The sequence below is a fragment of the Candidatus Soleaferrea massiliensis AP7 genome (genome assembly GCF_000820765.1).
GTDB lineage: Bacteria > Bacillota > Clostridia > Oscillospirales > Ruminococcaceae > Soleaferrea > Soleaferrea massiliensis.
Window position 1 is genome coordinate 61,790 of sequence record NZ_CCYH01000027.1, and the last position, 24,513, is coordinate 86,302.

The following is a 24,513-nucleotide window of genomic DNA, read 5'->3' on the forward strand; positions in this document are numbered from 1 at the left end:
TTTGAAAAAGAAGGTCATGGTCGGCATGAGCGGCGGTGTGGACAGTTCGGTCGCCGCCATGCTGCTGATGGAACAGGGCTACGATGTGGTGGGCGTCACATTCCGTCTGTGGCATCTGAACGATGAGTTCGACGAGCTGCGCGCGGAAACCTGCTGCTCCCTCGACGACGTCAACGATGCGCGCGAGGTCTGCTATACGCTCGGCATTCCGCATTATGTCTTCAACTACAAGGACCTGTTCCGCGAAAGGGTTGTCGACTACTTTGTGGAAGCTTACCGCAAGGGCCATACGCCGAATCCCTGCATCGCCTGCAACCGCCACATCAAGTTCGACGCGTTCCTGCAGAAGGCCGATGACCTGAGCGTGGACTGCATTGCAACCGGCCACTATGCGCGCATCCTGCAGGATGCGCAGACCGGCCGCTATGCCTTAAAAAAAGCGCTGAATCTGCCGAAGGACCAGAGCTATGTTCTCTTTACCCTGACGCAGAAACAGCTTGCGCGGACGCTCATGCCGCTCGGTTCGTTTCGTTCCAAGGATGAGGTGCGCGGGATCGCCGAAAAAAACGGTCTGGTCGTCTCCCGTAAAAAGGAAAGCCAGGACATCTGCTTTGTGCCGGACGGCGATTACACGGCGTTTTTGGAGCGGTACACCGGAGAGCAGATGAAGCCGGGCCCGTTTGTGGATAAAGAGGGGAGAACGCTCGGTGAGCACCGCGGCATCTGGAACTATACGATCGGCCAGCGCAAGGGGCTGGGGCTCAGCTTCCCGCAGCCGATGTTTGTCGTGGACATCCGTCCCGAAGAAAACGCGGTGGTGCTGGGAATTTCGGACGAGGTGTTTTCCGACCGGCTCACAGCAGGGGAACTCAACTGGATCGAGACGGATTCCCTAAAGGATGCGCGCCGCTGCAAGGCGAAGATCCGCTACGCGCACACACCGGCCGACGCCGTGGTCTCGATGCTGGATGACGGCACCGCCGAAGTGCGTTTTGACACGCCGCAGCGCGCCGTCACAAAAGGGCAGGCCGTTGTGTTTTACGACGACGACACCGTAATTGGGGGAGGTACCATTCAATGATTGCTGCTTTACAGGATACCATACGCAAGCTCAAGAAGGAAAAAAACATCGCGATACTGGCACACAGCTATCAGTCCACCGAAATTCTGGAGGTCGCCGACCTGGTCGGGGACTCCTTTCAGCTGAGCCTGGCCGCCAGGGATATCGACTGCGACACCGTGATACTGTGCGGCGTGCGGTTTATGGCCGATACGGTCAAGATCCTGTCGCCCGAAAAGAAGGTCATTCTGCCGGTCGGTATCGCAACCTGCCCGATGGCCGAGCAGATCGGTCCGCAGCGCGTGCTGCGGTATAAAGAAGAACATCCCGATCACAAGGTGGTCGCCTATATCAACACGACGACCGAACTGAAAGCGGTGTGCGATGTCTGCGTGACCTCGTCGACCGCCAAGAAGATCGTCGACAACATCGATGAGAAGGACATTCTGTTCATCCCGGATTACAATCTCGGCTCCTATATCAAGAAGACCAGCCCGGACAAGAACATCATTCTGTGGAACGGCATGTGCCCGACCCACGCGGCTGTGACCGAACGCGATGTCGAAGAGATGCGCGCACGGTATCCCGACGCGCTGCTTCTGGTACATCCGGAGTGTCCGCCTGAGATTGTAAAACACGCGGATTACGCGGGCTCCACCTCCGGTATCGTCCAGTATGCCTTGGAAGTCGATCGGGACTGCATCATCGGCACCGAAATCAGCATCGCGAACTACCTTGCCATGCTGAAGCCCGAACGGAACTTCCCGGTACTCAGCAAGCGCCTGATCTGCCCGAACATGCGGGTGACCAATCTGGCCGACGTCTACAAGAGCCTGACCGGGGAGGGCGGCGAAGAGATTGTGCTGGATGAAGCGCTGCGCCTGGCCGCGAAAAAACCGATTGACGAGATGATCCGGCTGGGCAGTATGAACGCGTGAAGTGGGGAATCGTTGGAAGGTTCTCTCTGTTCCGGCTAAGATTTGTCAAGAATCCGGAAAGATATTGGAAGATGTGATAAAGTTCGCAGAAAAAGCTTGACAAATCCACTGGAATCGTTTATGATAAGACTAACGAATTCAAATGCGCTTTAAAGCGCTAAAATATTGAGGAAAGGAGAGTACCTGATATGGCAACGTTAAAGTCCAATTGCATGACAAAAGAATATTTTTATTACTTTTTTAGCTTGGGCTTTTACTTTAGCGCAGGCTTCTTTTGGTGCGCAGAAAAGGATCGGTTGCCGAACAGTATACTCTCATAGTAAATTTTAGCGAAATACATATGCTGAAAATGTGAGCTGATACTTTTGGTGACAAAGGTATCAGCTTATTTTTATATCGTCAGACTTTCGCAGCTGCAGAGTGGAGGATCTGATATCAATACCAATACAAAAGATAATATATTTTAGGAGGAAATCATCATGATTGTTATATTAAAACACGGCATTGGCGCTGAACAGGTGGAGGGACTGGTAAGGAATCTGGAATCCTACGGTGTAAAGGCCAGTGTGATTACCGGTGAAAACACAACGATCATCGGTCTTGTGGGTGATACTTCTGCGATTGATATCGATCTTGTCAAATCCAACGATGCGGTTGAAACCGTCAAACGCGTACAGGAACCGTACAAAAACGCCAACAGGAAGTTCCATCCGGACGACACCGTCATCGATGTGTGCGGACTGGAGATCGGCGGAGATGAAGTACAGATCATCGCCGGACCGTGTTCGGTTGAATCCGAAGAACAGGTCTGCGAAGTCGCGAGAAGGGTCAAAGCGGCCGGTGCCACCATCCTCAGAGGCGGCGCATACAAGCCGAGAACCTCCCCGTACGCATTCCAGGGACTCGGTGCCCAGGGTATCGAGCTTCTGCTTCATGCGAAGAAGGAAACCGGGCTGCCGATCATCACTGAAATCATGAACATCGAACACCTGAAATACTTCGCCGATGTCGATATCATCCAGGTCGGCGCGAGAAATATGCAGAACTTTGAGATGCTCAAGGAGCTTGGCCATTCCGACAAGCCGATCCTGCTGAAGAGAGGTCTTGCAAACACGATTGACGAATGGCTGATGAGCGCGGAATACATCATGGCCGGCGGAAACGGCAAGGTCATCCTCTGCGAAAGGGGTATCCGGACCTTCGAGACCGCGACCAGAAATACGCTGGATCTTTCTGCGGTGCCGATCATTAAAAAGAAATCGCACCTGCCGGTCATCGTCGACCCGAGCCATGCAACCGGCATCACCTGGCTGGTGGAGCCGCTGTCCAAAGCAGCTATCGTATCCGGCGCGGATGGCTTGATGATTGAGGTGCACAACGATCCGAAGAACGCGCTCTGCGACGGCGCACAGTCCCTGACTCCGGAACAGTTCGAAGAGACCATGAAGACCGTCAGGCGCACCGTCGAATTCGAAGGCAGGCATCTGCCGGAATGGAAATAAGCATACGAAGAAGACATCCTGAGGTAGGAATCAACGGATGCTCAAGGGCAGAAGAAAACATCCTGAGGTAAGAACAACCGATGCCCAAGTGCAGTATACGACAGCTGTGCGCCTGCCGCATCCGACAGCCATCGTACGGACAGCGGTCTGTTCGATGGCAGCATGAAATAAACAACAGATTGGGAGAGAAGCATGGAACACGACTTTCAGGTCGCCGTAATCGGTCTTGGATTGATCGGCGGCTCGTTTGCCAAAGCAATCAAAGAATACACCGATTACACGGTCATCGGCTGCGATACCGATCAGAAGGTCCTGCAGAAGGCGCTGAACGAGGGGACGATTGACCGCGCTCTGACAGAAAAAAAGGAGATCGGCCGGGCGGATATGACGATCCTCTGTCTGTATCCGCATCAGGCGGTTCGGTTTATCGAAGAGCATCTTGAGGCTTTCAAGCCCGGCAGCCTGATTACCGATACCTGCGGCATCAAGCGGTATGTGGTCGAGCAGGCACAGCGGCTGATCGGCCGCCGGGACCTGCACTTCATCGGCGCGCATCCGATGGCCGGCCGGGAGTTTTCAGGCTACGATTACAGCATCCCAACCCTGTTCGCCGGAGCAAGCATGATCTTGACACCGGGGGAAGATACCGGTAAAATAGAATTTATGAAAGCGTTCAGCAAAGCGCTTGGATTTGCCCATGTGGAAGTCACCACCCCGCAGCAGCACGACACGGTCATCGCGTTCACCTCGCAGATCGCGCATGTGCTCTCCAACGCCTATGTCAAAAGCCCGAACGCGCTTCGGCAGGCGGGATTCAGCGCGGGCAGCTTCAAGGATTTATCCCGCGTCGCGAAGCTCAACGAGACGATGTGGACCGAACTGTTTCTGCTGAATCGGGACTGTCTCGGCTATGAGCTGGACATGCTGATCGAGCATCTGAGCGAATACCGTGATGCGCTCAAGGACAACCAGCCCGAACGTCTGAAGGCGCTTTTAAAGGATGGCCGAGAGCTGAAAGAGCGAATCGGGTAATCCGCACAGACAGCGCATATCTGATTTTCCTGAGGCGATATAAGAGAACATCAAGCAACCGGTCTGTCCTTGCCTGATCAGGCAGGGGACAGCCGGGCATGAAAGGAACCGATCGATTGATGAAAAGGATGACCGTCCACACCAACCGTCCCTATGAAGTGCTGATTGGAAACGGGTTGATCCGGCAGGCCGGCGAATATCTGCGGGAACTCACCAGCGCTCAGCGGGCTGTGATCATCTCCGAGGACCATGTCGCGCCGCTCTATGCCGATACGGTCAAGCGTTCGCTGGAATCCGCCGGATTTACCGCCGAGCTGTTTGTCTTTCCGCACGGGGAGAACGCTAAAAATATGGATACCGTCATGCAGATCTATGCGTTTCTAATGGAACACAATGTCACCCGCAGCGACATGCTCGTCGCCCTGGGCGGCGGCGTGGTCGGCGATACGGTCGGTTTTGCGGCCTCCACCTATCTGCGCGGCGTCGATTTCATCAATATCCCGACGACCTTTTTGTCCCAGATCGATTCCTCGGTCGGCGGCAAGACCGGCGTCAACACGAGCTTCGGCAAGAATCTGGTCGGTACCTTCTGTCAGCCAAGGCTGGTGCTCTGCGACATCGACACGCTCAGTACCCTGACCGACGATGTCTTTGCGGACGGCACAGCCGAAGCGCTGAAATATGGACTCATCCGGGACAAAGCGCTGTTTGCGCTGCTTTCTGCCGGGGATTTTGGAGGGCAGCTGGCCGATGTGATCTACCGCTGCGTCGACATCAAACGAGAGATTGTCGAGCACGATGAGTTTGACAAGGGCGAACGCTTCCTGCTGAACTTCGGCCACACGCTGGGACACGCCATTGAAAAGCAGTACAACTATGAAACCTATTCCCACGGAAAAGCGGTCGGCATCGGCATGTACCAGATCACCAAAGCCGCCGAACGCGCGGGACTGACCCCTAAGGGAACCGCAGAGCAGATCAAAGCGGCTCTGCGGAACTGCTCGCTGCCGGATGCCATTGACATGCCTGTCGAGCTGGTTGCACAGCACTGCCTGCATGACAAGAAGCGAAAGGGGCAAACACTGAATCTTGTGCTTTTAAAAGAGATCGGAAACGCCATGATCCACACCATCGATGTGGCGGCCTTTACGGATTTTTTAAGGGCATAACCGATAGGGAGAAGACTATGGATATTTGTATCACAGCATCCCCTCTGCAGGGCGTGTACACGCCGCCCGCATCCAAGAGCATGGCGCACCGTGCGATCCTGTGCGCGGCATTGTCAAAGGGCGTATCCCAGCTTGAGAACATTGCGTTCTCGAAGGACATCGTCGCAACGCTCGAAGCGGTCAGGACGCTGGGCGCAAAGGCTGAGATCGATGGGGATAACCTGCGGATCACCGGCATCGAGCAGCCGCCCAGGGAAGCGGTGATCGACTGCGGCGAGTCCGGGTCGACGCTGCGTTTCCTGATCCCCGTCGCGGCGGCGCTCGGTGTCAAGACGACCTTTCTGGGCGCTGGAAAGCTGCCGGAACGCCCCATCACGCCGTATCTGGACAGCCTGCAGGACAAAGGCGTCGTCTTTGACTATCAGGGAATGATGCCGTTTACGATCAGCGGGAAGCTGACCGGCGGAAAATTCGTGATTCCCGGAAATATCAGCTCCCAGTTCATTACGGGGCTTCTGCTCGCTCTGCCGCTGACCGGGGAAGTCAGCGAAATCCACATCACAGAACCGTTTGAATCGAAGCCCTATGTGCATCTGACGCTTCAGACGCTCGCGGCGTTCGGCGTTGAACCGATCGAACTGCCGGATGGATATTTGATTCATCCCGGCAGCAGCTTCACGCCCGCCGGGATTCGTGTGGAGGGGGACTTCTCGAACGCGGCGTTCTTTATGTGCGCCGGCGCGCTGTACGGCGCGACGACCGGCCTGGATCTGTCGCTTTCCTCGGTACAGGGGGACCGGCAGATTGTTTCCATTCTCAGAGCGATGGGCGCCGGCTACAGCGGTGAAGGCGGCCTGTCCTTCTTTGAACAGCCGCTGCACGGCATCGAGGCGGATGTCTCGGACATCCCGGATCTGGTGCCGATTCTGGCTGTGACCGCGGCGTTCGCAAAGGGCAAGACGCTCCTTTACGGTGCGGCGCGGCTGCGCATCAAGGAAAGCGACCGGCTGGCGGCGGTGACCGACTGCCTGAAACGGCTGGGCGCGGACATCACGGAGTATGACGACGCGCTGGAGATCTACGGAAAGGAATCCCTTCGGGGCGGCGCGACGGTTCCGTCGTACAACGACCACCGCATCGCGATGGCGATGGCTGTGGCCGGCCTGCGCTGCCGTCAGCCGGTTGTGATCCAGCATGCCGAATGCGTGGAGAAATCCTATCCGGCGTTTTTTGAAGATTATCGGAATTTAGGAGGAAATGCGGATGTCATCAATGTGGGGTGAGAAGCTGAAACTGTCCGTCTTCGGCGAATCGCACGGCGGCGGAATCGGCGTCGTAATCGACGGGCTTCAGCCGGGCGAGAAGATTGATCTGGAGGAGCTGCGGCGTTTTACCAGCCGGCGTACCGCCAAGAAGGAGGACCGGCTTTCCACCGCGCGCGCGGAACAGGACCTGCCGAAGATCCTGTCGGGCCTTGTGGACGGTGTGACGACCGGAACGCCGCTGTGCGCGGTGATCGAGAACACCGACACCAAGTCCGGCGATTATAAGGAGATGCAGCAGCTTGCAAGGCCGGGACATGCCGATTATACCGGGCATCTGCGCTACCGGGGATATAACGATATCCGCGGCGGCGGGCATTTCTCCGGCCGTCTGACCGCGCCGCTGGTCTTTGCGGGCGGCGTCTGCAAGCAGATTTTAGAGCGCCGCGGCATTTCGGTCGGCGCACACATTTCATCCGTCAAGGATGTTGCGGATCGGCCGTTCGACCCGGTCAATCTGACGCCTGAGGAACTGCTCGGTCCCGGGGAGAAGCCGTTTCCTGTCATCGATGACCAGCAGGGCGAACGGATGCGGGTCGAGATAGAGAAGGCGCGTTTGGATATGGATTCGGTCGGCGGCATCATCGAATGCGCGGCGGTCGGTTTCCCGGCAGGAGTCGGCTCGCCGATCTACGACGGACTGGAAAATGTCATCAGCGGCATTGTCTTCTCCATTCCGGCGGTCAAGGGCATTGAATTCGGCCTTGGCTTTGAAGCGGCGCGGCTGTTCGGCAGTCAGAACAACGATGCGTTTTACAACGATGGCGGCACTGTCAAAACCCGTACAAACCATCACGGCGGCATTCTGGGCGGCATCAGCTCCGGTATGCCGATCATCTTCCGCGCGGCTTTCAAGCCGACCCCGTCCATTGGAAAGGAACAGGATACCGTGTCTTTTGTAACCGGGGAGGAGCAGAAGCTCTCGGTCAAAGGCAGGCATGACCCGTGCATCGTGCCCCGCGCGGTTCCCTGTGTCGAAGCCGCAATGGCAATCGCTCTGCTCAGCCAGCTGATTTCATAGATCAATGGAAACATTCAGACAGCAATGTTTTCCATTATGGAATAAACCGAAATAGGGGAGAAGGACTGTGGGATTACAAGAATACAGGGAACAGATCGATCGGCTGGACAAACAGCTGGTGGAACTGTTCAAACAGCGTATGGACATCGTCGAAAAGGTTGCGGACTATAAGCTTGAACATCAGATGGAGATCTTTCACCCCGAGCGGGAGGAACAGCTTCTGCAGAAGGTCTGCCGGCAGGCCGGCGAGCCGTTTGAGCATGAAATCCGGCTCTGGTTCACGGTGCTGATGGACATCAGCAAAAACCTGCAGCACAAGCGGATTTCCGCTTATGTAAAACGCCAGGCCGAAGGCCCCCGGGAGGAGATGCCGGTGCATGTCGGCTTCTATAAACAGGCTGACCGCGAAGATACCCCGGTTCGCACCCTGTTAAAGGACGCGCTGAAGCATCCGGCTGAGATGAAAGAAAACCCGGTCGTCGCCTGCGCGGGTGTGAAGGGCGCGTTTGGCTCCCAGGCCTGTGACCGTCTGTTCACGGAAAAGCAGTCGGTTTTCGTCGAGAATTTCGAGGATGTTTTTCAAGCGGTCGAATCGGGCCAGGCGCATTACGGCGTCATTCCGATCGAGAATTCAACCGCCGGTTCGGTCCTTTCCGTCTACGACTTGATGCAGAAGTACCGCTTCTATATCATGAAAGACTGCAAAATCGACGTTGTGCACGACCTGCTGGGCAAAAAGGGATGTTCCTTAAAGGATATCCGCTGCGTCTATTCGCATGAGCAGGGGCTTCTCCAGTGCAGTGAATTTCTGGGCAGGCATCCCAGTATCCAGCAGAACAGCTTCTCCAACACAGCGGCGGCGGCAAAGTTCGTGGCGGACAGCGAGGACGTGACGATTGCGGCCATCTCTTCACATGAATGCGCCGCGCTTTACGGCTTGGATGTCTTGGAAGCCGGCATCCAGAACAGCAACGAAAACTGCACCCGCTTTTTGCTGATATCCAAAGATCTGCAGATCCCCGCGGGTTCGAATAAAATCGGTCTGGCGCTGGTTCTGCCGCATGAGGCGGGGTCGCTGTATAAGCTGCTGACCCGCTTTTCGGTCAACGGCATCAATTTGACCAAGCTGGAATCCCGCCCGCTTGCAAGGAAGGATTTTCAGTTCAAGTTCTATCTGGAATTTGAAGCCGACCTGCGCGACCGGAATACCTTTGAATTGATCTGCAGCCTGTATCGGGAATACACGGATTTTGAATTTCTGGGAAGCTTTTTATCCGAGTGATGGGTCCGCCCATCCGCTTTACAGCGGCGTTTTCTGCCGCTATGGCTTGATCATTTATGAATAAGATGGAATCAAGAGGCGTTTTGAGACAATCTGTCCCAAAACGCCTCTTTTTATGGATATCATAAAATCCACGGCGTGTACATATATTTTAATGGCGACTGGTACGCCGGCCTGAAATGGTACATATGATGATGTGTCGGGTATTGTTATGCCCGGTAATACCATGCTGAATCATGCACGGGAAATCGGATTCGTTCTGTCATCCGATCGCACAGAATAGATGGAAAGGGGATATTTTATGAATATTAACTGGAAGGTACGCTTAACAAATCCCATGTGGTGGATTTCACTGATTTCGGTCATCCTGATGCCGATATTCTCCTATATGGGCATCACCGGGGAGATGCTGACAAGCTGGGACAAGGTAGGTGCCATGTTCCAGGCATTTATCTCGACGCCTTACCTGATTTTTATGGTCGTCATGGCGGTCCTGCAATTCTTGGGCATCAACACCGACCCCACGACCAAGGGTATCAAGGACAGCGAACGGGCGATGACTTACTCTCAGAGAAGCTGATCATCCGATTTACCAGGCATGCGGCAACATGAGGAGAGGAATTGAGGATTTCATGCCGGATACCAATGCAGCATGCAACACCCTATATTATGAAGAAAAATTCAAGAATCTGGATGACAAGCTCGATGGATATTCCAAGCGGCTCTGCACGCTGCAGGATGATCTCACCGAGCTTGATAAATCCTTCTCCGTCTATATGGAAGGCACCAATCTGACATTGGAGCGGTTAATCAACCTTCCAGAAAACATTGAAAAACTGACTGTATCCTGCAAAGAAATGCGGTGTTCTATGGAAAACCTGCATCACGGTCTCGATGACACCAATTCGAAGCTGTCAGCCGTGCAGAACGATATCGTCAAAATAGACGAAGAGGGAAAATTCAACATCAGGCTGTGGCTCAAGAACAACTGGGTATCGATTCTGCTCGCGCTGAGCGCTTTGGCAGCGACCGGTGCGGCAGTATTGAAATAACCCTGGAGTTTTTTTGATGCCTGAAAGTGTCGAGAGCTTCCATTTTGCATTACGATACAAAATGGAAGCTTTTCTGAATCACGAAAGTATGATTGCAAGCAAGATGCTGCCATTTCGTCCTGATGAAACGGTAAAAACAAGAACCTCGATACAGATGAAACCATCTCTGTATCGAGGTTCTTATTCTTTGCTTATAAAGCGGTATGAGTTAGACAGGATATTTCTGTTCCTGAAGATATTTTTCAGATGATTGCAGGGTGTAAATAACACCTGAGTATGAGAATGCAAACAATGGGATTTGTGACGGTTTGAGATTGGCACAGTTACAGCCGCAGACCCTTGATGTCTTTGATCCGGGACAGAATGATGTTGCAGCTGCAGCTGATCACGCCGGGCAGCGGATCGATGACTTCCCGAATCAATTCCTCCATTTTTTCCCCGGAAGCCGCCACCGCATGGACATGCAGCTTGCTTTGACCGGTGACGCGGTAAATCTGTGTGATGGTATCATTTTGACTGAGCGTTTCGCTGATCTTCAAAAGCATATCCGGGGCTGCTTCCATTTCAAAATAACAGGACACCGCGCCGCTGATTTTCTGCGGGTTTATGATGGTCGTGTATTCTTCTATAACGCCGCGCTGCTCCAGAGATTGCACGCGCATTTTTACCGCAACCCGTGAGATGCCAACCTGCTGGCCAATCTCTGAATAGGACATACGGGCGTTTTGAATCAGCAGCTGAACGATCTTTTGATCGAGACTATCTAAGCCATCTAGAAACATAGTTACAACTCCTTTATCGTCCGATATGTTTTATTATAGAACGATTTTACGCAAAATGCAATATTGAAATTGACATAAGGAATAAATATTGATATAATAATTTCTAAACGGAATATATAACTTACATATAGAAAGGTGACGTGGAGAATGAAAGGGGATTTAACACAGGGGCCGGTTGTCAAGACCATGCTGCTTTTTGCAGTGCCGATGATTTTAGGAAATCTTCTGCAGCAATGTTACAATGTGGCCGATACATTGATTGTAGGACGTTTTCTTGGCCCGGATGCGTTGGCGGCCGTGGGGTCGGCTTTTACCCTGATGACCTTTTTAACATCCATTTTGCTGGGCCTCTGTATGGGCAGCGGTTCGGTGTTTTCCATTCGTTTCGGCCAAAAGGATCATAAAGGTCTGCAGGAAGCGATTTGTGCCTCATTCATGCTGATTGCCAGCCTGACCATCCTGCTCAATATCCTTGTTTTTGCCGGTATGGACTGGATTCTCCTGTTCCTTCGGGTTCCACAGGAACTGCAGGGAATGATGCGGGATTACCTGCTTGTCATTTTCTGTGGACTGGCCGCAACATTCTTCTATAATTTTTTCGCTTCGCTTTTACGTGCAGTTGGAAATTCTGTAATACCGCTGCTCTTTCTGGCGATCTCTGCCATCCTCAATATTGTGCTGGATCTATGGTTTGTGCTGGGATTGGGGCGCGGCGTGTCCGGGGCGGCGGAGGCCACAGTGATTTCCCAATACGTCTCCGGCATCGGCATTATGCTCTATACCTGGATAAAGTGTCCGGAACTGCGCATGACACCTGCCCATTGCAGGATTCGATTGGCATGTATCAAACAAATTGCCAGCTTTTCTGTCCTGACCTGTGTGCAGCAGTCTGTGATGAATCTTGGCATCCTGATGGTGCAGGGGGTCGTCAACAGTTTTGGACCAAGCGTTATGGCCGCATTTGCGGCCGCTGTGAAGATAGATTCCTTTGCCTATATGCCTGTACAGGATTTCGGAAACGCCTTTTCCACCTTTATTGCACAAAACTACGGTGCGAAACAGGAGAAACGCATCCGTACCGGCCTGAAAGGAGCTTTCCTCGCGGCTCTTGCCTTTTGCATAATCATATCCATCGCTATATGGATATTTGCCCGGCCGCTTATGCTGCTGTTTGTCAGTGAAGGTGAAACCGCTATCATTGCCGAAGGCGTACGATATCTGCATATTGAAGGGACATTCTACTGCGGCATCGGTTGCCTGTTCCTGCTGTACGGGTTATATCGTGCATTGGGAAAACCGGGCATGTCCGTTGTGCTTACCATAATCTCGCTGGGTACCCGTGTAGCGCTTGCATATACCCTTTCCGCAGTGCCTGCCATCGGTGTGGCTGGCATCTGGTGGGCGGTTCCGATTGGCTGGATTCTTGCGGATGTGATTGGACTCATCTATTATAGAATGAAAAAAGCGCATCTGTTTTGCTGGAAGGGATATGCAGGTGTATCAAATTTAGAACCATGATAGAAGGTATTCTTGCTGATACGCAATAATATTGTTAAAAACAGTTGTGATAAATGAAATATTTCTCTATCACGCCATCTATCAGAGTGAGTTTTAAATTAAATTAATCTATCCAGGAACTTAGCGCTATCCATCAGGGGAGCGCTTTTCTTTAAGCGGGCTTCTGAGTAACTGAATAATCTTTTAGCTGATTTGGTGTGATTCCCAATACCTCACATAACATCAACGTTTCGTTGGCTTCCAATTTTCTGCGCTTCCTCAAAATATCTGAAAGCTGCTGTTTTGTTAATATCTTGCTTTTCTCCGCTATGTAAGACTTTTTATAGCCACTGTTTGCAATTATATTTTGCAAATTGTCTCTAATATCAATCATATATACAACCTCTCAATTTTTGAGTACATCTTGATACCAAGACTAAAATTATGAGTTCTCAATAGTTTTATACTCAAATTTTTAGTTTTCTGTATTGATTTTCTATTCACTGATGTGCTATACTAAAAAAGGGAGTGATATTTTGACCAAAGAAGAAATAGGCGCGGTTTTAAAAAAATTAAGATTAAACTGTGGTATGACGCAGCAACAAGTTGCGGATGCTTTAAGTAGAAAACAGCAAGTAATTGGACATTGGGAAACTGGATATGCCCAACCAGATGCTGACACACTATTTACACTTTGTGATTTGTATGGAGCATCAATAGATGAAGCATTTGGTTTCAAAAAAGAAAAAGCCTCCGCCGTGGACGATGAGAGCCCATTGACGGAGGAAGAAGAAAAAGCAGCGATGAAACTCTATAATGCGTTTTTAGAAGCTGGAATTATCCAGCCCGGAGGGGGACTCACAGATCGGCAGGTTGAGTTCTTTGACGGTCTGTCGCTCATGATTAACGCAGTATTCGGTGAGAATGAAGGCGCAGATTAAGTCTACATTATCTCCCCGGTTACTATACGTTTTGCGAGTCGCACTATGCTCTTGTCTAATTTTACTGCCATTATTTACAAACCTCTAACTTTAATTACACGTCTGAACTTTAACAGAATATTGTCGAATTATATATATTATTATAATAATCTGTCACCATTATAGCTTATATTCAGGTGTAATACAACAACCAATCTCATGTTTGGAAGGATTTTCTTCCGCAAAATTCGACAAATCAGCAGCGTTTTAAAGAGGTGTGGATTGAAATTGCGCAGAGGGCCTTGTCCGATTTATCTCCGACTGTCGCATCCTGCGTGGGTGCGTGGATTGAAATTGCATCTTGTCGGTATCAACATACCAAAGAGATATAGGCGGCATTTTGAGATGCTGTAGCAGTCGCATCTTGTGTGGGTGCGTGGAGTGAAATTAATGGGGTGTGGATTGAAAAAATAACATTTGGAAACTGTTGTCCCTGCGTGAGCAGAACATATGAAAAGGGTTGATGATATGGATTTTACAGAGCTTGATATTCTACAGGCAAAGCTTGCATCGATGCGGCCTCTTAATAAAGCAGAACTGTCAAGGCTGCGTGATGAATTTGTCATTGAAAATACCTACAATTCCAATGCAATAGAAGGCAATACGTTGACATTGAGAGAGACGGCGCTCATTCTGCAGGAAGGTATCACCATCGCTGAAAAACCTCTGAAGGAACACCTCGAAGCAATCGGTCATAAAGATGCATTTGAATATGTATTATCCCTTGCTGATGCAAAAACACCGCTTACCGAGCGGATTATCAAAGATATTCATTCTCTCGTTTTGATGAACGATGCAGCCAATAAAGGTGTATATCGCAGTCTTCCGGTCACGATTCTGGGGGCCTTGCATACACCACCGCAGCCATATTTGATTCCTGTACAGATGGAACGGCTGCTGACAGATTATGAAATGATGACAAGCAGTATGCATATTATCGAAGCAGTATCAGAATTCCATCTGCGTTTTGAAAGAATTCATCCATTCATAGATGGAAATGGGCGAACCGGTCGGTTAATACTTAATCTAGAATTGATCAAAGCAGGTTATTTACCGGTCAACATTAAATTTACCGACCGGCGTAAATACTATGAAGCATTTGATGCATATCACAGTAAAGAGTCATCTGATTCCCTGACACAGCTCGTTGGAGGATACGAATTGGAGGAACTGAAGAAAAGGATAGAGATGCTGGAAGGGCAGCACAAAGCAGGGGAATGATTGAACATGTTAAAAGCAGCGGCATATGCCCGCTATAGCACAGATCATCAAACGGAAAATAGCATTGCTTATCAAATGAATAAAATTCGAGAGTATTGTGCAAAAAATGATATTGTCATTTCGCACGAGTATAAAGACGAGACCCAATCCGGAACCAATATGGACCGCTCTGATTTTATGGATATGGTTGATGCAGCTGCAGGCATGAGTTTGATGCAGTTATCATTTATGATATCACCCGTGGCAGCCGCGACGTAGGGGATTGGTTTCAATTTCGCAGAATGATGGCCACGCTTGGTGTCAAGGTTATTTCTGTTGAAGATAAGCTTGGAAATATACTGGACCCCAATGACTTTTTGGTGGAGTTGCTTGGAGTTGGTATCGGCCAACATCAAGTTGCTCACCACGCGGCAAAAATCTATCGACGGCGTTGCGGAGAAAGCAAAGACCGGCCAGTTCCTTGGAGGAATCCCTCCGGTGGGTTACGATATCATCAACGGAAAATACGTGATCAATCCATACGAAGCGCATATTGTGCAAACCATCTTTCGGATGTATGCCGATGGCTATGGATATGGTACAATTCTGGATGAACTCTCCGGTGCGAAAGGCAAGCGCGGAAAGCCCCTGGGGAAAAACAGTTTGAATAGTATTCTCACAAACGAAAGGTATATCGGTGTCTATACCTGGAATAAAAGAAAAGTGAAAATGCTTGGCAAGTGGGCCGGCGGGATTCCTAATGAAAATGTTGTACGGTTGGATCATGCAATCGAACCGATCATATAAAAATCGTAGCATTGTATCAAGAATCATTGGATAACTGGGAAAATGATCTTAAAAACATCATAAAATATCACGTAACAAAAATGTACGCCCATGCCAACGGATCTTTCACCGTGAACATAGGCGTACATTTAATTGGTTGCGGAGAGAGGATTTGAACCTCTGACCTTCGGGTTATGAGCCCGACGAGCTACCGAACTGCTCCACTCCGCGATATTTGTTTTTCAGTCTCTCTTGACTGCTCTAATAGTATACTACGGATATCAGAAAAAATCAACCCTTAAAACCATTTATTTATCACTATTTCCAAATCGTTCATATACGCACTGAAATACCATAAAATTATGCTATTATGTGATGTGCCATTCACAATTATACGGCAAATTGATATGTATGCTGTGATTTGTCAAAGAATCGAAGCTGCTTTCATATACTGTTCTATCTGATATTAAATTTGGAGGGATTGGAATGATCAGCATCAGCCTGTGTATGATCGTCAGGGATGAAGAGGATGTCATCGGCAGAAATCTGGAATGTGCAAAAGAAATTGCCGATGAGATTATTGTGGTCGATACCGGTTCGAAGGATCGGACAAAGGAAATAGCATTGTCATACACCCGGCATGTCTATGACTTCGAGTGGATCGATGATTTCGCCGCAGCAAGAAATTTTTCATTTTCCAAAGCAACCGGAGAATACATCATGTGGCTGGATGCGGATGATGTTTTGCTGCCGGAAGACCGGGAGAAATTGATCATCCTCAAAGAAACCCTTGATCCGGCGGTGGATCTGGTCATGATGAAATACAATGTAGCGTTTGATGCCGCTGGCAATCCAACCATGTCCTATTACCGGGAACGTCTGTTCAAACGAAGCTGCAACTACCAATGGGTTGGAGCCGTGCATGAAGTGATCACGCCGTCCGGCTATGTTGTGTATGAAGACATTGCCGTCACCCATAAGAAGCTGCATGCCGGTGATCCTGACCGGAACCTGCGAATTTTTCAGAAGATGAAACAGCAGGGTAAAGCATTGGATCCTCGCCAGCAGTTCTATTATGGAAGGGAGCTGTACTATCACGCGCTCTATTTGGAAGCTGCTGCCGTACTGGAAGCTTTTTTGCAGGAGGGCAGGGGATGGGTCGAAAACAACATCGATGCTTGTCAGACGTTGTCAAACTGTTATCAGGGCCTGCATCAGGAAGAACAGGGGTTGCAGGCGCTGTTCCGCAGTTTTCAGTATGATGAGCCGCGCGCAGAAATCTGTTGTGATATTGGGCGGTATTTTTTCGAGCATCATGAACTTGATTCGGCGATTTTTTGGTATGAGCTGGCGGCGAACCGTCCGCGGACCGATATAAAAGGGGGATTTCAATCCAATGACTGTCATGGATATATTCCCTATATTCAGTTATGTGTATGTTACAGCAGGCTGGGACAGCATGAACAGGCATGCTTCTATAATGAAAAAGCTGCGGAAATAAAGCCATCGGACCCTGCGGTTCTCTACAATAGAGAATATTTTAAAATGCTGGAATCAGCAAAGAAAATGGAATCCGTTGAAGCAACAGATCCAGCAGCAGGGCAAACAGGTTCTTGATGCAGAACGCATAACAAGATTACCAGGATAAACAGCATTTTTCCCGTGTATAGAATAACAGTATGACGAATGAAGATGGCAGATATACCCTGTGATGGCTTGCATATATCTGTTCTCCCATCGGTTTGAATATGGGCAAAATTGCGATAAAGGTGTTCCACAGCAAAGTCATTTGCCAGCCGCAGCGTCTATAAAGTAAGGGAAAACAACAAAAGACACATGTTTTTCTTCACACATTTCGTTTATCTGCATAAAATGGAAAGAACCAATTTTAGATTAGGAGGTCTTTTCATGGATCATTATCGTCATTCTGGCTGTCATGACAATCCTTACATATACGAAAAACCCGAGGTATGTGCCTCTTGCCGTCCACAGTGTCCGCCCCCTTGTCCGCCTCCCTGTCCGTCGCCTTGCCCTCCCTGTCCATCACCCTGTCCGCCCTGTCCATCTCCAACCGGGATTGGCATCACCGGCCCTACTGGCCCGACCGGAGCCACCGGTCCCCGCGGTGTGACGGGACGTACCGGAGCAAACGGATCTACCGGCCCAACCGGAGCTACCGGCCCGACCGGCGCAAATGGTATTACCGGTCCTACGGGACCAATTGGTCCTATTGGAGCGACCGGCCCAACCGGAGCCACCGGTCCCATGGGTCCGACAGGAGCTACCGGTGCCGACGGTGCGGATGGCCCGACCGGCCCAACCGGAGCCACCGGTCCTAACGGAGCGACCGGAGCTACCGGCCCCATCGGCGCTACCGGTCCAACCGGCGCTGATGGAAGACCCGGCCTGAACGGTGTAACCGGTCCGACTGGCGCAACTGGAGCGACTGGAGCGACCGGCGCAAGCGGTGTCCCCGGTGCTACCGGTCCAACTGGCGCTACCGGCCTTGCAGGAGTTGCCGGCCCAACCGGTCCGACCGGCGCCACCGGTTCAACTGGAGCGACTGGAGCAACTGGCCCGATCGGAGTTGGCATCACAGGTCCGACCGGTCCAACTGGGTCCACTGGTGTTGCCGGCCCAATCGGCCCAACTGGAGTGACCGGTGCAACCGGAGTGACCGGCCCGACGGGACCGACTGGAATCGGCGTCACGGGACCAACGGGCCCAACCGGCCCGACTGGCGCTACCGGTGCTACCGGCGCCACTGGAGCAACCGGTCCGACCGGCCCAACCGGAGCGACCGGTGTAGCAGGCAGTGCGGCGGTGATACCGTTGACATCCGGCAGGTCGGTGACCCTGGGTACCACGGCCGCGGGATTGGTCGGCGTACCGGCATTCATCGGTTTCGGCAATGCTTCTCTGGGTACGGCGGACTTGGGAGCCAACATCGATCTGACCGGGGATGCGGCCGCGATGATCAACTATGCGTTCTCTATTCCCCGTTCCGGCATGATCACCGATATCTCGGCTTATTTCAGTGTGGCTGTTGCCGTCAGCATTCCAGGCACAACCATCACCGTTACAGCACAGCTTTATCAGTCTCAGGCGCCCGACAACACCTTTGTTCCGGTGACAGGTTCTGCCGTGACGCTGGAACCGGCCCTTTCCGGAACGATTACAGCGGGAACAATGAGTCACGGCGTGCTGCATGGGCTGAATATTCCGGTAACACCGGAAACCCGTCTGCTTATGGTCTTCTCAGCCCGGGCAGCGGGAGCCAGCTCCGTCAACACCGTCACCGGTTATGCAAGCGCGGGTATCGCCATTTCATAACGAGGGACGGAGATCCCATCGTCATGTTTTCATAGATATATGACCTATCTGCTGCCGGATGGTTCGGACAGAATGCGAGACCTCCGGCACAGAAAGAAAGGCTCCCCGAATGAAGTTTCATCCGGGGAGCCTTTCTTTCTGCTTCTGAAAATATAAATTGCTGTTTATAAATAAACTCTTTACAGATGATATTTTCTTCTGCGGTAGAACCATGCAAACAGCAGAGCCGCTATTAGGAAAGCTGCGGATACAGCGAGTACTAGGATGGAATCCAAAGAAAATCCATTCTGTCCGGAAGGTTCTGCTGCATTTCCGGGAAGCTGCATATTGTCCGGGAGACTTCCGCCCATCTGTCCGCCGCCCATATTGACGGGGACATTTGCCGCCATATTTTTCAGCGATTCAATCTGCTCGTCATCCAGCCCCAGTTCCTTGAGCTGTGCGGTCTGTTCTTCGGTCAGTTCTCCGTCCGTCATGGACTGAAGAATCTGCATAGCCTGCATCATGACTTCGCGGTCCGGCATGTTTTCCATATCACCGAACATCTGCGTTCCTCCGGGCGCACCATTCTGCATATCTCCGGGGGCATCATTCGGGTTTCCGGCCTGTGCGTTATCCAGCTCCCCATTCTGCTGGCTTCCCTGCGGTTCACCCTGACCTGAACCTGCCGTATCTTCGGCGGCACTGCCGTTTTGTCCGGTATTGCTGTCATTCCGCTCATTTCCGAACTGCTGTGCGCCGGCGTCCTGTCCGCCGCCGGTCTGCCGGTTCATGCCTGCGAAACCGCCGCCTCCCATGCCGCCGCCCTGAACGCCCAGATCGGACAGGTTCAGCGAAGCGGTGTCTATCAGGCTGCTTGGATCCGCGGACTGCCCGTCCGTGGTAGATGGGATGCTTCCGCTGAGCTGCCCGGCAATGCTCTGTGAACGAAGAATGCCGAACTGCTTGAGCGCCGGAAGGGAATTTTCATATTCCTCATAGGTGCAGAATGCCGTCGCGTCGTTCTGCACATAGGCTTTGATCAGCTGATCCACACGGTCAATGGTGCTGGTGAAGATGCCCCCGTTGAAGTACTCGTCGACGATCTGCTGCAGATATTCGTGATATTTCTCCAGATATGCGGGAACCTCCAGGAGCTTTCCGATCAATGGCCTTTGTTCCAGCGTGGTGTCGGCGACCGGCGTATCGATTGGCGCGTTGATTGCCGAACTGGCCGATCCGGACTGGAACCCGCCGAAAGCCAGATTGAAATCCCATGGAAGGATGGAAAGCTGGGAATCCTTCTCATAGAGATAGTAGTTGTGTTTGAGATTGCCAATATAGCTGTCATAGTTGACCAGCACGGTATGCACGGCAAAGTAGCGCAGCACCTCATCCACATTGATGTAGGTTTCCAGATCGGTGCCCGCATTCAGGTTCCTGATGGCCTCAATGACCCGGCTGTAATCCGAATCGGACGAATCGAACACCGCGTTGTCAAAGATGTCGGAATAGCTGCTGATCTCGTCGTCGGTGTAGACAAGGTCGCTGCCGCCCGACGAGAAATCTATCCCGCCGGGGCCGCCCATTCCACCCATGCCGCCGAAACCGCCGGGGCCGCCTTGCGCACCGGACGGCTGATTCTGCTGTGTATCCGAAGATGAGCTGTCCGCATTGCCGGCGTTTTGACCGGCGTTCCCCGTGCCGGAAGCGGTATCGTTTGAATCCGTCCCGCCGCCGTTTGCATTGTCCGCTGTGCCGCCGGCCATGTCAGGCGGCGCGCCATTCCCATCCTTGTTCGGCATGCCGGATGGCGGCTGTCCCATATTGCCGCCGTTCATATCAGGCGGGGAGCCCATCTGGCCGTTCATATCGGGAGGAGTACCCGCCTGATTCCCATCTGTGGGCGGTTGTGCACCGCCAGACGGGGTCCCGCTGCCGGAAGATGCGGTGCCGGATGTGTCTGCGTCGTTTCCGATATTGCCGGGTTGCGCCGCTTCGCCGGCCTCTCCCGCCTGTCCGTTCTGCATGTCGGGCGGCATACCGCCGGGCGCTTGGCCGCCGTCCCCATTGTCCTGCGCGTTGCCTTCACCGCCGGCGTCATCCTGGTTCAAAAACTCCTCCATTTTTCCGCCGCCGCGGTTGCCCATGCTTTCCGGCTTATACAGCATGCCGTAGTCGCTGCCGAAATTGCGCAGGGCATAGGACTCCTCGAGCGCCTCTACCGCCAGATAGAAGCCCCAGTCCTCGCCGTTTACCTTGATGTTCGCATATGCGTACAGTGATGACGGCACGTCCATGTATTCCATCATATCATAAGCGAGATATTCCTTCATATACGTATTGTCGGACTGGATGTTGTTGACGACGAATTTGTCCAGCCCGTAGCAGGTCTGTCCCTTGACATAGTGGTCGAATTCCAGCTTGAAGCTGAACCGGTCGGTGTTCGGGTCGCTGGCGACCTGTGTCAGGCTGGAATTCCCCTTCGGCCGGATGCCCACGGTGTTGAAGGTCTCCCCGTTGATTGTGATATCGCAGGAGATGTACTCCTCGGCTGTGGCGTTTTCCAGCATTTCAGCCCATTCATCCTTGTCCACCAGGATATCGATCTCCATCACGCTGTTTTTATCGAACAGCTTGGCGGCGTACTGCGGCTGGCTGCTGGCGGCATAGACGCCGACCGCGTTCGGCGTGAACATCAGCACGCCGGTAAAGATGACCGCCACAGCCAACAGGACACTGATAAAGACATTGATATGTCTGCTTGTGATCATCGAATCCCCACCTTAAGACATGTATTCGCCGTTATAGCTGACAAGCACTGCGTTGGACACACCGTCAATCGACGCGATATGGTTGACAAATTCGGTTGTCATCTCTTTGAGACGTATCTCTATCGTCAGCTCGATGCCGTCCGGAGAGACGGTTTTGGATTTGATCATGTGTTTCTTGACGTTGGACTGCACGGAGTTGTTGACGGCCTTTTCGACCTGGTCGTTCCGGCAGTTCACGATCAGCACATATGGGTTGTCGGTGCTTTTGCGGTTCGCGAAGATCAGCAGGACAAGCCCGACAAAGACCGAGCCGAAGATCGCCAGCGGGATGAGGCCCGCGCCGAGCACGATGCCGCAGGAGATCGACCAGAACAGGAACGCGATGTCCATCGGTTCCTTGATGGCGGTGCGGAAGCGGACAATCGAGAGCGCGCCGACCATGCCGAGCGACAGCACCACGTTCGAGGTGACCGCCAGGATGATCAGCGTCGTGATCAGCGAGATGGCGACCAGCGAGATGCCGAACGAGGACGAATACATAACGCCGTTAAAGGTCTTTTTATACACGAGAAAGATGAACAGGCCCAGCACAAAGGCCAACGCCATGGCGATCACCATATCCAACAGAGAGAAGGACGATACCTTCTCTATAAAGCTCGATTTAAAAATGTCATTGAATGTCATGATAAAACCCTCCTGAATTCTTTATCGGCACGGTTAAGTGAACATATGAAAAAGTTCTGAAGAGGCGTTTGTTTCATAGGATTTCAGTCTTTTTGGCTTTCATCCCCGCCTGAGGCGGGCGGAAGGCCAAAAACAGGACTGTTTTTTCATGTTAACTTAACAAAGCCTTTTTATCCGTAGATTCTGCATGCCGCGTATTTTGAAAAGGTGCTGCACCGCCTGTCCCGTGTCTGAAGAACATCACAGATGATCTCTGGAATGAAGGCGTCGTACTTCACCTCCATGATGACGGTGCCCGGGGCGGAGCGGATGGTTGGAACCGCATCGCTGAACAGCTCGGTCGAGGAAATCCCTGTCCGGATCTGGCTGTCAAAGGTGACGCGAACGTTGCCGGGCGGATAGATAAACGGCTCCCGGACATATTCCACCAGCGTTTTCGGGCGGAGCTGCTGGTTATACATTTTGGTATAAAGCTCCATGAGCAGCCCGCTGTCGGACGCTTTCATCCATCCGATGTCGCCGCTCAGCAGCCGGTCGCATTCCTCCCTTGTAATTCTGCGGGAAAGCTTTCTGCAGAGGCCGTTTTCCTTGCATTTCTTTTCCAGCTTGATGTATGTGTCGCTTTCATTGTAGATGCGCAGTCGGAACTTTTCCCGGTTGTCGACACCGGTCAGCTTTTCGATCAGTGCTTTGTTATCGGCATTGTCAAAGTAAAGACTTCGAATTCTGTACCGCCCGTCCTCACCGGCATAAGGGTCCCGCTTTGCAATGACGGAAAGCCGGCGGCTGATGGCCAGGTAATCCGAAACGCTCACGAAGTGTTTGTACTCATGCCGGTATTTCTTTTTCTGCATGTCATCACAACCTGTTTGATTTTGTTTTGTAAGATATCTGTAAAATCGACAGGTTTTATTGTAGAGAATCCGCGTGACGGCTGGTTGAAGGGCGGTTGAATTGTGAACGAACAGTCCGGAATATTCTGTTCACACGCCCATATAAATAGGTAGAAAGAGAAAATGAGCTTGTCCATTTTAAAGATATCATGCGCCGGGATGTTCTAAAGGATGGGACAGGTTCATATACATTATCAACGCAGAGAATCAGGATGTGGAGGAAAACGGATATGGACAAAGCATCGCGGTATTTCGAACAGGCTGTCCAGAACCTCGGCGAGTCGGTCAGAAGGTATCTGGCCGGGCTTCCCGACCCGATTAAAAGGGACGCGCAGGAGGTCCGGCTGAGGACCGGGGAACCGCTGCAGCTCGGGATGGGGGACAGACTCTATTTTATAGACAAGCAGGGTGCGGCGCAGACTTCTGCGAACGCGGACAGCGTGACCTGCACGAAGGAGACGCTGCAGGAAAGCTTCCGGGCCTTGTGCCAGTATTCGGTGCACAGCCACATTGAGGAAATCCGCAACGGGTTTATCTCGGTGAAGGGCGGGCACCGCGCCGGCATCTGCGGCACGGCCGTCATGGAAAGCGGCGTGCTGACAGGCGTGCGGGATGTCTCCTCAATCAATCTGCGCATCGCGAAGCAGATTCCGGGAGCGGGCAGCGAGGTGATGAAAATCTTTGCGGACGACCCGCATACCGGGCTTCTGATCATCGGCGCGCCGTCCAGCGGCAAGACGACCATCCTCAGGGATTTGACCCGGCAGCTTTCAAACGGCGGCCTTGGCCGGTATCTCAAGATTGCCGTCGCGGACGAACGCTCCGAAATCGCGGGCGTCAGCGCCGGACAGCCGCAGAATGACCTGGGGCCATGCTGCGATGTGCTGGATGGCTATCAGAAGGCGGACGCGATCATGATCGCGGTGCGCTGCCTGTCGCCCGACATCATCATCTGTGATGAGCTCGGCACCACGCGTGAAGCCGAAGCGGTCGAGATGGGGCTCAACAGCGGCGTCACGGTCATCGCGTCGGCGCATGCATCCAACCCGTCTGAGATTCAGAACAAGCCGCAGATCCGGCGGCTGCTGGGCACCGGCGCGTTCTCCAGAATCGTGCTGCTGGACAACCGGGAGCGTGTAGGCAGAATCCGGCAGGTCATACCCGTCGATATGGATGGGACAACCGCATCCCTGAAAACAGGATGTCTTTCCTGATCTTTCAGATGCA

The 24,513-nt window shown here is 52.2% G+C and carries 23 protein-coding genes and 1 tRNA gene; 18 read left to right on the forward strand and 6 right to left on the reverse strand.

Features of this window, described 5'->3' with window-relative positions; all coding sequences use genetic code 11:
• Position 1 precedes the first annotated feature (1 nt).
• From mnmA to BN348_RS06140, 10 genes are all read left to right on the forward strand, one after another.
• Positions 2 to 1,081 carry a tRNA 2-thiouridine(34) synthase MnmA gene (mnmA, locus tag BN348_RS06095; RefSeq protein WP_478209979.1) on the forward strand — a complete coding sequence of 360 codons (1,080 nt, stop codon included), beginning with the start codon at positions 2 to 4 and terminating at the stop codon, positions 1,079 to 1,081.
• Positions 1,078 to 1,998, forward strand: a complete 921-nt coding sequence (nadA, locus tag BN348_RS06100; RefSeq protein WP_040196944.1) for a quinolinate synthase NadA — start codon at positions 1,078 to 1,080, stop codon at positions 1,996 to 1,998. The genes mnmA and nadA overlap by 4 nt, the downstream gene beginning before the upstream one ends.
• 479 nt (positions 1,999 to 2,477) lie before the next feature.
• A complete protein-coding gene (aroF, locus tag BN348_RS06105) occupies positions 2,478 to 3,500 on the forward strand; it encodes a 3-deoxy-7-phosphoheptulonate synthase (RefSeq protein WP_040196946.1) in 1,023 nt (340 codons plus the stop codon).
• Positions 3,501 to 3,692: 192 nt separating this feature from the next.
• A complete protein-coding gene (locus BN348_RS06110; protein ID WP_040196948.1) occupies positions 3,693 to 4,532 on the forward strand; it encodes a prephenate dehydrogenase in 840 nt (279 codons plus the stop codon).
• A gap of 98 nt (positions 4,533 to 4,630) precedes the next feature.
• Positions 4,631 to 5,701: a 3-dehydroquinate synthase gene (gene aroB / locus BN348_RS06115; protein WP_242844315.1), complete on the forward strand. Its 1,071-nt coding sequence runs from the start codon at positions 4,631 to 4,633 to the stop codon at positions 5,699 to 5,701.
• 17 nt (positions 5,702 to 5,718) lie between these two features.
• Complete coding sequence (gene aroA / locus BN348_RS06120) at positions 5,719 to 6,984, forward strand: 3-phosphoshikimate 1-carboxyvinyltransferase (protein ID WP_040196950.1); 1,266 nt, start codon at positions 5,719 to 5,721, stop codon at positions 6,982 to 6,984.
• Positions 6,965 to 8,044, forward strand: coding sequence for a chorismate synthase (gene aroC / locus BN348_RS06125; protein ID WP_040196951.1), 1,080 nt, complete (start codon positions 6,965 to 6,967; stop codon positions 8,042 to 8,044). Before aroA ends, aroC begins: the two co-directional genes overlap by 20 nt.
• A gap of 67 nt (positions 8,045 to 8,111) precedes the next feature.
• Positions 8,112 to 9,326 (forward strand): bifunctional chorismate mutase/prephenate dehydratase, encoded by a 1,215-nt coding sequence (locus tag BN348_RS06130; protein ID WP_040196953.1) that lies wholly within the window; start codon positions 8,112 to 8,114, stop codon positions 9,324 to 9,326.
• Positions 9,327 to 9,627: 301 nt separating this feature from the next.
• Positions 9,628 to 9,906, forward strand: coding sequence for a phage holin (locus BN348_RS06135; RefSeq protein ID WP_052446765.1), 279 nt, complete (start codon positions 9,628 to 9,630; stop codon positions 9,904 to 9,906).
• A 28-nt stretch (positions 9,907 to 9,934) separates the two neighbouring features.
• On the forward strand, positions 9,935 to 10,378 hold the full coding sequence (locus BN348_RS06140; protein WP_156136436.1) for a hypothetical protein: 444 nt from the start codon (positions 9,935 to 9,937) through the stop codon (positions 10,376 to 10,378).
• A 323-nt stretch (positions 10,379 to 10,701) separates the two neighbouring features.
• Here the strand turns inward: BN348_RS06140 and BN348_RS06145 are convergent, their stop codons facing one another.
• Complete coding sequence (locus BN348_RS06145) at positions 10,702 to 11,160, reverse strand: Lrp/AsnC family transcriptional regulator (RefSeq protein ID WP_040196955.1); 459 nt, start codon at positions 11,158 to 11,160, stop codon at positions 10,702 to 10,704.
• Positions 11,161 to 11,307: 147 nt separating this feature from the next.
• On the opposite strand from BN348_RS06145, the gene BN348_RS06150 reads away from it, so the two are divergent.
• The gene (locus BN348_RS06150) at positions 11,308 to 12,678 is read left to right on the forward strand and encodes an MATE family efflux transporter (RefSeq protein ID WP_040196956.1); all 1,371 of its coding nucleotides are present in this window, start codon (positions 11,308 to 11,310) and stop codon (positions 12,676 to 12,678) included.
• 151 nt (positions 12,679 to 12,829) lie between these two features.
• On the opposite strand, the gene BN348_RS06155 is transcribed toward BN348_RS06150, so the two are convergent.
• Positions 12,830 to 13,051: a hypothetical protein gene (locus BN348_RS06155; RefSeq protein WP_040196957.1), complete on the reverse strand. Its 222-nt coding sequence runs from the start codon at positions 13,049 to 13,051 to the stop codon at positions 12,830 to 12,832.
• A gap of 142 nt (positions 13,052 to 13,193) precedes the next feature.
• On the opposite strand from BN348_RS06155, the gene BN348_RS13100 reads away from it, so the two are divergent.
• The 4 genes from BN348_RS13100 to BN348_RS13110 all read left to right on the forward strand — a co-directional run bounded on the left by BN348_RS13100 (position 13,194) and on the right by BN348_RS13110 (position 15,644).
• A complete protein-coding gene (locus tag BN348_RS13100) occupies positions 13,194 to 13,598 on the forward strand; it encodes a helix-turn-helix transcriptional regulator (RefSeq protein WP_052446766.1) in 405 nt (134 codons plus the stop codon).
• A gap of 489 nt (positions 13,599 to 14,087) precedes the next feature.
• The gene (locus BN348_RS06165; RefSeq protein WP_197068291.1) at positions 14,088 to 14,858 is read left to right on the forward strand and encodes a Fic family protein; all 771 of its coding nucleotides are present in this window, start codon (positions 14,088 to 14,090) and stop codon (positions 14,856 to 14,858) included.
• Positions 14,859 to 14,864: 6 nt separating this feature from the next.
• Positions 14,865 to 15,116 (forward strand): recombinase family protein, encoded by a 252-nt coding sequence (locus tag BN348_RS13105; protein ID WP_156136437.1) that lies wholly within the window; start codon positions 14,865 to 14,867, stop codon positions 15,114 to 15,116.
• A 111-nt stretch (positions 15,117 to 15,227) separates the two neighbouring features.
• Positions 15,228 to 15,644: a recombinase family protein gene (locus BN348_RS13110; protein ID WP_197068292.1), complete on the forward strand. Its 417-nt coding sequence runs from the start codon at positions 15,228 to 15,230 to the stop codon at positions 15,642 to 15,644.
• 133 nt (positions 15,645 to 15,777) lie between these two features.
• Here BN348_RS13110 and BN348_RS06175 read toward each other — a convergent pair.
• Positions 15,778 to 15,854: transfer RNA gene (locus BN348_RS06175), tRNA-Met, on the reverse strand.
• A gap of 255 nt (positions 15,855 to 16,109) precedes the next feature.
• Between BN348_RS06175 and BN348_RS06180 the strand changes: the two genes are divergently transcribed.
• Together BN348_RS06180 and BN348_RS13560 are read left to right on the forward strand one after the other, a co-directional pair.
• Positions 16,110 to 17,240, forward strand: coding sequence for a tetratricopeptide repeat-containing glycosyltransferase family 2 protein (locus tag BN348_RS06180; protein WP_052446769.1), 1,131 nt, complete (start codon positions 16,110 to 16,112; stop codon positions 17,238 to 17,240).
• Positions 17,241 to 17,888: 648 nt separating this feature from the next.
• Positions 17,889 to 18,956 (forward strand): exosporium glycoprotein BclB-related protein, encoded by a 1,068-nt coding sequence (locus BN348_RS13560; protein ID WP_338140320.1) that lies wholly within the window; start codon positions 17,889 to 17,891, stop codon positions 18,954 to 18,956.
• Between the two features lie 179 nt (positions 18,957 to 19,135).
• Here BN348_RS13560 and BN348_RS06195 read toward each other — a convergent pair whose 3' ends face one another.
• The 3 genes from BN348_RS06195 to BN348_RS06205 form a co-directional block, all read right to left on the reverse strand.
• Complete coding sequence (locus tag BN348_RS06195; protein ID WP_040196959.1) at positions 19,136 to 21,709, reverse strand: CotH kinase family protein; 2,574 nt, start codon at positions 21,707 to 21,709, stop codon at positions 19,136 to 19,138.
• 12 nt (positions 21,710 to 21,721) lie between these two features.
• Positions 21,722 to 22,393 (reverse strand): DUF4956 domain-containing protein, encoded by a 672-nt coding sequence (locus BN348_RS06200; RefSeq protein WP_040196960.1) that lies wholly within the window; start codon positions 22,391 to 22,393, stop codon positions 21,722 to 21,724.
• A 170-nt stretch (positions 22,394 to 22,563) separates the two neighbouring features.
• Positions 22,564 to 23,247, reverse strand: a complete 684-nt coding sequence (locus BN348_RS06205) for a polyphosphate polymerase domain-containing protein (RefSeq protein WP_040196961.1) — start codon at positions 23,245 to 23,247, stop codon at positions 22,564 to 22,566.
• A gap of 269 nt (positions 23,248 to 23,516) precedes the next feature.
• Here BN348_RS06205 and BN348_RS06210 point away from each other — a divergent pair, with 269 nt between their 5' ends.
• Positions 23,517 to 24,500: a hypothetical protein gene (locus BN348_RS06210; RefSeq protein ID WP_052446770.1), complete on the forward strand. Its 984-nt coding sequence runs from the start codon at positions 23,517 to 23,519 to the stop codon at positions 24,498 to 24,500.
• Positions 24,501 to 24,513 lie beyond the last annotated feature (13 nt).